Source organism: Wolbachia endosymbiont of Cylisticus convexus (assembly GCF_003344345.1).
In genome coordinates this window covers 1-8,599 of the sequence record NZ_QPIP01000072.1, presented here as the reverse complement: position 1 = coordinate 8,599, position 8,599 = coordinate 1, and the positions used below count along the sequence as shown (strand labels likewise).

Below are 8,599 nucleotides of genomic sequence, written 5' to 3'. Positions count from 1 at the left end.
AACCACAATAAGTTTGGGTCTGTTATCCGTTCTCTCAAGCATCTCATTAGCCATTTGTGCTGGACATTATCAAAGAATTTCTTGATATCAACTTCTACTACATAGTTAGTTGGTCTGTACATAACTGCTTTATTTAGTGCATTTACCGCTTGATGACAGCTTCTACCAGGACGAAAACCATATGAGTTATCCAGAAAGTTAGCTTCATAAATATTTTCTAATATCTTCTTCAGCATTATCTGGACTAACTTATCTTCTGTTGATGGTACCCCAAGTCCGCGTTTTTCTTTGCTTACAGCTTTTGGTATATATACTCTTTTCACTGGTTGCGGTTGATATTGCTTTCTCTTCATACTATCCACCAGAGTGCTAAGCTTCTCTTCAAGATTTTCTCCATAAGCTTCTACTGTCACCTGGTCTATACCACATGCCTTTTTAGCTCTTTATAACATTCAGCAAGATTCTCTGCGTTTATCAGATGAATTAACGATGTAAATTTCAATCGTTTATCTTGCCTGGCTCTTACTGTTATCTGATTTAGTTTTCTTTGCACGTTATTCCAACCTCCGTTGTATTGGCATAGCAATCCCTAAACCAGTCACTATATTGCTCCCTTGTATGTGGCTTTCCCACACTCTGAGTACTATCAGTCAGTCCGACTTCCTTTGCATCTTCCGTTAGTCCTCGCCTTTGTTGACTTGTTCCAACGTACCTTAATAGGAATACAAAGGATCTCTCCCAAGTTTACGTAAACTCCATCTCAACACGTGATACGGCCTCAGATCCCGATAGAGTGAGTGATAACTTGCCTTATCGTTACCCTTCTTGCTGTCTTCCACTATATGCAACGTGTCGACCTCTATGACATCGAGAATTTCGGGACTCAATACCTTCACTTTCGTTGTACCCTGTGTTGTCCGTTCCACTAGCTTTACTACGCTCGTTACCTTACGCAGCATAGTGGTTTGTTCCAAGCTGCTGGCTAGGCTTTGCCTGGATTGGATTTTCACCAACTGAACTTTACGCACTTTGCTTGGCGCACCCATATTACTCCTTTTAAAATTAAATTTAGGCAACAGAAGCCAAGGTTTTGGCTTTAATTTTCGCAAGTAATTTACCCAGATGAGGTTCTTCAATCATATTCAGGCAGCCACTTCGATCTTTAGCTGGATAGCCCCAGGAATTAATAGTCTGACAGACAAATGAACGTTTCTCTGTGCCATCATCTTTCTTAATTCCAACCATACTGATTACTTCATCAACTATCCCAGGAATTTCACTGGCAGTTTTTGCTCCTTCACATTGAGGCAGCCATGTTGAACGATTACAGTCATCAAGATATTGACCTAATGTGCCAACTATGATGATGTCTTTATCTCTGATATGTTGAAACTGATTGAGCCAAGCCATCATCTCTTGAGCAAGTAACCCATAAGCAGCTCTCATGTCTTGCTTTCCACTTCTTTCAGAAAAAGCTTCAGGTTGCATTTTTGCCCATAAAAGACATAAACGTGATGCAACAGTGATGCTATCAATAAAAATACATCGATATTTAGAAATTTCAGAAAGAAGATCTTTATACTTACCAGATACATGTTCATGATGTCTTTGGCTATATGCTTGATCAGACTTCAGTGCAGGGTTTGGCCCACCAATAAGACAAGCAATATCTCTTGACTCATTCCAAGTGTGCATCTCGATTGAATCTCCTTTCCACTCTTGAACGGCAAGAAGTCCTGCTTCAAAATCAAGGCAAAGTGTTGTTGACTCATCAAGAGTTTTAAGTAGGCTAGTCTTGCCGATTCCATAAGGTCCAAAGATTACTACTTTCACACCTGTGACCATTTTTGCTCTTTCTTTGCTGTTTATTATTTTCATGCTTTTACCTTAATTTGCCTCTATATATAAATTCACCAAATTTCAAAAAACTGTTCACTTTTTCTTGCATTTTTTTTTCATAAAGAGATGCAAATTTAGATCGCATTTTCTTGAGAATATTGTACAAAGTAGTCCGTGACATATTGTTCATGTCTGCAACTTCAGCAATGCTGTGGTGTTTTAATTGTTCACATAAAACTTGCCATTTCTTTGGTAATTTTGAAATAATTTGCTCAATATCAACGCGTAGTATCGCTTCATCTTCAAAACAGTAACTTTCCTGTTGCACATTATTTTCAAGTTTAGGAGTAGTACGTGAGTGTTTACGGACTAGATTATTAATACGATTTTTAACAACTTGCTTAGCAAAGGTTGAAAGACTGCCCTTGGTTTTATCATACTGATCTATGCATGAAAGAAACTCACAGAAGAGGTCCTGTTCTATGTCTTCAATATCTTGATCAGTAAGCGACTTATAATATTTTGCGTAAAATTTTATTAAATTAACAACTTTAGGATCAATACCTGAATAAGAGTTTCTAGATTTCATAAGATGTATCCTTAAATAAAAGACTTAAGGATGAAACTTTCTTAGTAAATATTGTAGGACATGAAAAAAATACCTCAGACAGTCGTGAGTTTTTTACCCTTGAAAAATCGGGAATCTTTTTTCAAACCTCAGACACTCAAACCTTTGATCAGACAATGCACCTACGAAGTGAACAGTTTTTGTAAATCCGGTGAATATATAGAACAAGACTCCGAATTTATAGTTTAAAGGTTAATTATGAGTGTTTCATACAATGTTCCAGAGATTAAAGCACAACTATTGTTGAATTTAAGATCATGCCTTTCTTACCTTTTCCCCAATGGTACCTTCCATGGTGATGAATTTCGAATAGGTGATGTGCATGGTAACAAAGGAAAAAGTTTAAGAGTAGAACTAAGTGGCAGTAGAGCAGGATTATGGAATGATTTTGCAACTGGAGATGGTGGTGACATTATCGACCTTTGGGCAGCTGTGCATAGAAAGAATGCAAGGACAGAGTTTCCTGAGGTAATTGCTTTTATAGCTGAGTGGCTTGGTCATTTCAAAAATTCAAGTAATCCAACTGCATATTGGGATTATTACGATGAAAAAGGTCAAGCTCTTGTTAGAGTCTATCGTTATGATGAAGGTAATGGAAAGCGATATCTTCCTTTTGATATTAAAAAATCCGACTTTGGTGCGCCAGAGATAAGGCCACTCTATAATATCCCAGGTATTTTGAAGTCCGATAAAGTTATTCTTGTTGAGGGAGAAAAATGTGCAGAAGCGCTAATAAAACAAGGTATTACAACAACAACAATAATGTCTGGAGCAAATGCAGATGTTAAAAAGACTGATTGGTCACAACTTGAGGGCAAGCATATTATTATATGGCCAGATAATGATGAAGCAGGTGCAAAGTATGCTAAAAATGTTGGAAATAAGCTTTTAGAAATTGGAGTTGCATCACTTGCTGTGCTTGAAATTCCTCGAGGTAAGCCTAAGAAATGGGATGCTGCTGATTGTGTAGAGGAAGGTATAGATGTCAAAGAGTTTTTAGCTTCAACTCCATGTATAAATTTACCTGCTACTGATATTCTAACTACTGATACTCCAAATATGAAAAGCTTAGAAAGACCCATAAAACAGCCACTTAATATTTTAGATTGGAGTGCAGAGCGCTTTGTAGGTCCAGTACCAGAGCAAAAATTTCTTGTTGAAGGGATATTTCCTTTGGGCGTTACTTCAATAGTTGCTGCTATGGGAGATACAGGTAAGGGTATGCTGCTACTTGATTTGGCTCTCAAAGTTGTAAATGATACAGATCAAATATGTGGTTTTGGTTCGCTTGTGACTGAACATGGATCAGTGGTAGTCTTTTTAGCAGAAGATGATGCAGGTGAAGTACATCGCCGCTTAGAACGACTTGACCCTAAATGTGAAAGATTAAAATATAAAGACAAACTATTTATTGTACCACTGCCAAACGTTAGAGGATCACTTACAATACTAAGAAACGTTCGTGGTAAAGTTGTCGAAATTTCTCCTGAATTCGAATCTATAATAAAACAGCTCGAGGAAATTAAAGATCTGAAATTGATAGTATTTGATCCACTTGCTTCATTTATCCATGCAGATATAAATGCTGACCCAGCTGTAGGGGATTATCTGATGTGTCTATTGTCTGATCTAGCAAATAGTACTGGAGCTTCAATTGTTACTGCTCACCACATGAGAAAACCAAAAGGAGAAAAATCTATACTAACTGTTGAACAAGCAAGAGATGCAATAAGAGGTACCTCTGCTCTTGTTAATGGTGTTAGATGCTCATACGCTTTTTGGCCAATAGAAAATACATCTAGGCTAGAGATCTTTAAGGCAGTAGGAGAAACACCAAGACAGAATGCTTTATTTCATGGGGCAGTTGTGAAGGCCAATGGGTTAGCTGATCGCACTGTAAGAACTTACCTAAGAAATCAGGAAACAGGGCTACTAGAAGATATAACAATACAACTAACAGTTAAAAATGCTAGTGAAAAAGACCTTAAAATATGTCTTACTGATGCAATTACACGATCTGCTGTTGCAGGACACCCATTTACTCACACAGGAAGCACAGGAGTATATAAGCAACGGCATAGACTACCTGAAGTTTTTCACAGCATGGGAAGGGATAGACTAGAGCGTATGGTACAGGAACTTTTGCAGGTAAAGCAGTTAGTTAAAGTTATGTCTACAGGTTCAAGAGAGGATAAGTGGCTTGACATTCCAACTGGACCATTTGCTCGTGGTATAGGAAAATTCACCCCTGGAGCTGAAGATTTTAGCTATAGGCAAAATTTAATGTTAGGATAAGTCTTTTTTTATGGGTAAAAATATTTTAGAGTTTACCAAGTTTTCTCTATTGCCCTTTCAATCTATAGCTACTATCAATTTACATCCACTCAACTAAAACTTAGCACTTAAGAAATAGCACCATCAATGATTGTATTACATTCCTAATTCCTAGGTTCCTAAATCAGTAATTAGAAATCAGGAACCTAAATTCTGCGTGAGAGCTAGCTTTTTTGCCTACGTTCCTAAAAGCGTTCCTAGAAACCACATGTCTAAAGTCAGCCAGTGAGGCGGATTCTAGCTTCCTAAAACCCTTATATATTATATATATATAATAGTAATAAATAATAACAGTAATAATAAATATAAAGTATATTGGATAAATAGAAATAAAGAAGACCTAGAGAGATTACCACAAAACATTACTTAAATTTAATGAAAAAATACAACTTTGAGACAATTGCATTTAGTGCGGATTTAAAGCGATTATACGACTCCAGGGTACAATTATACTACTAAGACCTAAGTTACTTATGTAAGGTAGCTTAAAACTCGATTATGAGGCACTTCTAAATTATCTTTTACCTTAAACTTTTACTTACTACAAAAAGCCTTGCTTTAGTTTATCATGTTTTTTATTCATTGTAAAATATTTTTCCAAAAAAGTGAACAGTTTTTTAAATCGGTGCAATAAAAGCTGGTTATTTTAGAGGTCTTATAGAAATATAACAACTTTTATCTAAAACTCTTAAGTTGAGTCTTTAGGTAATCTCTAATAAATAATTTGTAGAAGAAGCTAAAGGAAAAAAGTTTGGAGTTGCTGCTATGGAAGAAGAAACAGAAGCTACAAAACCCACTTAAAATGGAGACAAAGATCAAAATTTATTTATTTACGTCTCCAGCTCTATCTAGTATAATGGAGACAAAGACTTATATTTCTACTATATTATTGGTAGATAAAAAGCAGAGATATGGGGCTTTCTAAAGGGTGGGGACAATTTTTCACCCCCCTTGAAATCAAAAAATAAAGTTTTATATAGACCATTTCAATTGTCTCCATATGTAGCACCATTCTTAAAAACGTTTTAGAGGGCTGTTGTTAGATAGCTGTTAAATTACTCATATAACCTCTTTTAAATCCAAATGACCAGTTATTTCCAAAATGGAAACAACTCAAATAGCAAAGAAGCTGCTGTAAAAGATATAGCTGATTTTCAAAGCTCTTTAATTCCTTAGCTGTCTTAAAATTATTTTAACTTTTTTTGAGAAAATCCCGGAAAAAGTAGTGAGAAATCCGGTATATATAATAGAAGGGTATTGATGTAGTTTGTGGATGCGCTTCAAATACAAAAGCTTTGAGTGTCAATCCCAAACTCGGCAAACAAAGATTGAGTAGATTTGCATTTTTTTAGATAAGGTCAAAACTTCGTTTTAAAGCTAGATGTAATTTTATAGATCAACCTCAGCACTTCATCAAAGAATGCACGTAGTACCCTTTAAAACTTAATTAAATGGCATTGTCAATAACCTTACTACTATAGAACAAACCTGTATATAAGTCTAATACGATTTTTGTACTTTGCAAATAAAAAAAAATTGAACAGTTTTCGTAATTTTGGTGAATATATATAACAAGAAAACAACTTTCTGCAGTAGCACATAATTCTCATTGTTGGACTACAAAAACCTATGAATTGCTGGTGTGCTTTGCAGGAACCAAACAATATTTAGTGCTACTTGTAATTTTAAATAATGTCAATCCTAACACTAGACCTCGGCAAGCAAACAGGCTGGGCAATTCTAACAGATGGAGTAATTCAAAGTGGGAGCAAAAACTTTCATGGTAACCGTTTCAGCGGAGGTGGCATGTGCTTTTTGAGTTTCCGTAATTGGCTTAACTCTTTAGAACATAAGTTCACTGCAGTGTATTTTGAGGAAGTAAGAAGACATTTAGGAACTGATGCAGCGCATTGTTATGGTGGGTTTTTGGCTGTTCTCTCTGCTTGGTGTGAAGAACATCATGTGCCGTACAAAGGTGTTAATGTTAAAACTATAAAACGCTTTATAGCAGGCAAAGGCAATGCAAGTAAGAGTGAAGTTATTGAAGCGATACGTGAAAAAAGTTTTTCACCTAGAGATGATAATGAGGCCGATGCTTTAGCTTTGATGTTCTACGTTATGAATTTTAGTAAAGATTTTAATGTATTAAAAACTCCATAAAAAGTGGGTCCTTTCAGCTAGGCTAGCGGGTTTGGTGGGTATGACCCCAGGCCTTCTTTAGCGTCAGAGATATTTTAATTATTAACTTTTTAATTAGTATAGCAATTATATGAATTTAGCAATCCACTACTATCCTATTCGAAATCTAGTTGAATATGAGCGTAATCCTCGTAAAAATGATGACGTAGTAAATAGAATGTGTGCTTCAATCAGGGAATTTGGCTTTCGTATACCAATAGTTGCAAAAAGCGATGGAACTGTGGTTGATGGTCATTTAAGACTTAAAGCAGCAAGAAAACTTGGTATGGAAAGTATTCCAGTGGTCTTAAGTGATAATCTAAATGAACCACAAACCAAAGCTTTTCGATTACTGGCAAATCAATCAGCTAATTGGGCAAAGTGGGATGATGAGCTTTTGAAAGTAGAAATTCAAGAGTTAGAAGATTTACAGTTTGATCTTAAAATGACTGGATTTGAATTAGAAAAAGTTCAACATTTCCTTGATGATTTAGATAGTGAAAAAGAAGATTTTTCTGACTTGGTTGGTGATGAAAAAAGGGTAGAAATAACAAAACCAGGGTATTTATGGATTTTAGGTGATCATCGAATCTATTGTGGTGATAGCTCTGTAGTTGAATCATATAAAGCGCTGTTAGATGATAAAATGGCAGACATTACTGTTTGTGATCCTCCATATAACGTTGATTATGGTAATAGCCAAGACAAAAAGGTATTAAATGATAATCAAGGTGAAAAGTATGAGCTTTTTCTCTATGGCATCTGTTCCCATATTTTAGCATATACGAAAGGTGCAATTTACATCTGCATATCATCATCAGAGTTTTCAACGTTGCAAAAAGTATTTGAGGAGGCAGGAGGAAAATGGTCAACATTTATCATTTGGGCAAAGAATCATTTTACGCTAGGCAGATCTGATTATCAAAGACAATACGAAGCAATGCTCTATGGATGGAAAAGCGGCAATAAACGTGAGTGGCATGGAGGTAGAAATCAAAGTGACCTGTGGTTTTATGATAAGCCAACACATAATACACTACATCCAACGATGAAGCCAGTAGAGCTAATGGAGAGAGCAATAGTAAACAGCAGCAGATCAGGAGACATAGTTCTTGATCCATTTAGCGGCTCTGGAAGTACACTGATTGCATGTGAGAGAACAGGAAGAATTTGTAGGACAATAGAGTTAGATTCAAAATTTGTAGATGTAACCATAAAACGTTGGCAAATATATACCGGAAGAGATGCCCTTTTAGCCAGTACTGGTAAAACTTTTGCAGAAATTCAAGAAGAAAATTCGTAGAAAAGAGGCAAAAAGAGTGGAAAAAATCACACAAACAGAATGGGCAAGAGAGATAGGAGTATCAAAGCAATATGTCTGTTATTTAGTAAAAAAAGGAATAGTTGAGTTGGAGGATGGACTCATTGACCGAGAACAAGCAAACAGGGCTATAGAAACAATCAGAGATCCAAGTCAACCACTGAGAAGAAAAAACTATTCAGAAAGCGGAGAAAAACTTTCCACGATGTTGCTTAAAACGCGAATAAAAAATGAAATGGAGCGAGGTAAACTTCTTGAGGCGAAAGCTAAGGCTGAGATAGGAGAACTTGTAGCAGTAG

7 protein-coding genes and 1 pseudogene are annotated in these 8,599 nt (G+C 36.0%); 4 read left to right on the top strand and 4 right to left on the bottom strand.

Translation table 11 applies throughout. The features are described from left to right. The 4 genes from Wcon_RS07160 to Wcon_RS07145 form a co-directional block, all read right to left on the bottom strand. Positions 1 to 413 (bottom strand): reverse transcriptase domain-containing protein (locus Wcon_RS07160; protein WP_255565530.1); only part of this gene is annotated, 413 nt, incomplete at its 3' end. A 5-nt stretch (positions 414 to 418) separates the two neighbouring features. Continuing rightward, positions 419 to 553, bottom strand: a complete 135-nt coding sequence (locus Wcon_RS12550) for a hypothetical protein (protein WP_255565478.1) — start codon at positions 551 to 553, stop codon at positions 419 to 421. 515 nt (positions 554 to 1,068) lie between these two features. After that, positions 1,069 to 1,878, bottom strand: a complete 810-nt coding sequence (locus Wcon_RS07150) for an ATP-binding protein (RefSeq protein ID WP_114517712.1) — start codon at positions 1,876 to 1,878, stop codon at positions 1,069 to 1,071. Between the two features lie 4 nt (positions 1,879 to 1,882). Further along, positions 1,883 to 2,428: an RNA polymerase sigma factor gene (locus Wcon_RS07145; RefSeq protein WP_114517711.1), complete on the bottom strand. Its 546-nt coding sequence runs from the start codon at positions 2,426 to 2,428 to the stop codon at positions 1,883 to 1,885. A gap of 237 nt (positions 2,429 to 2,665) precedes the next feature. Between Wcon_RS07145 and Wcon_RS07140 the strand changes: the two genes are divergently transcribed. From Wcon_RS07140 to Wcon_RS07125, 4 genes and pseudogenes are all read left to right on the top strand, one after another. Next, entirely contained in the window at positions 2,666 to 4,762 is a 2,097-nt protein-coding gene (locus Wcon_RS07140; protein WP_114517710.1) for an AAA family ATPase, read from the top strand. A 1,731-nt stretch (positions 4,763 to 6,493) separates the two neighbouring features. Then, the gene (locus Wcon_RS07135; protein ID WP_114517709.1) at positions 6,494 to 6,961 is read left to right on the top strand and encodes a crossover junction endodeoxyribonuclease RuvC; all 468 of its coding nucleotides are present in this window, start codon (positions 6,494 to 6,496) and stop codon (positions 6,959 to 6,961) included. A gap of 109 nt (positions 6,962 to 7,070) precedes the next feature. Beyond that, entirely contained in the window at positions 7,071 to 8,282 is a 1,212-nt protein-coding gene (locus Wcon_RS07130) for a DNA modification methylase (RefSeq protein ID WP_114517504.1), read from the top strand. Between the two features lie 16 nt (positions 8,283 to 8,298). Continuing rightward, positions 8,299 to 8,599, top strand: a pseudogene (locus tag Wcon_RS07125) (hypothetical protein); the annotation flags it as partial.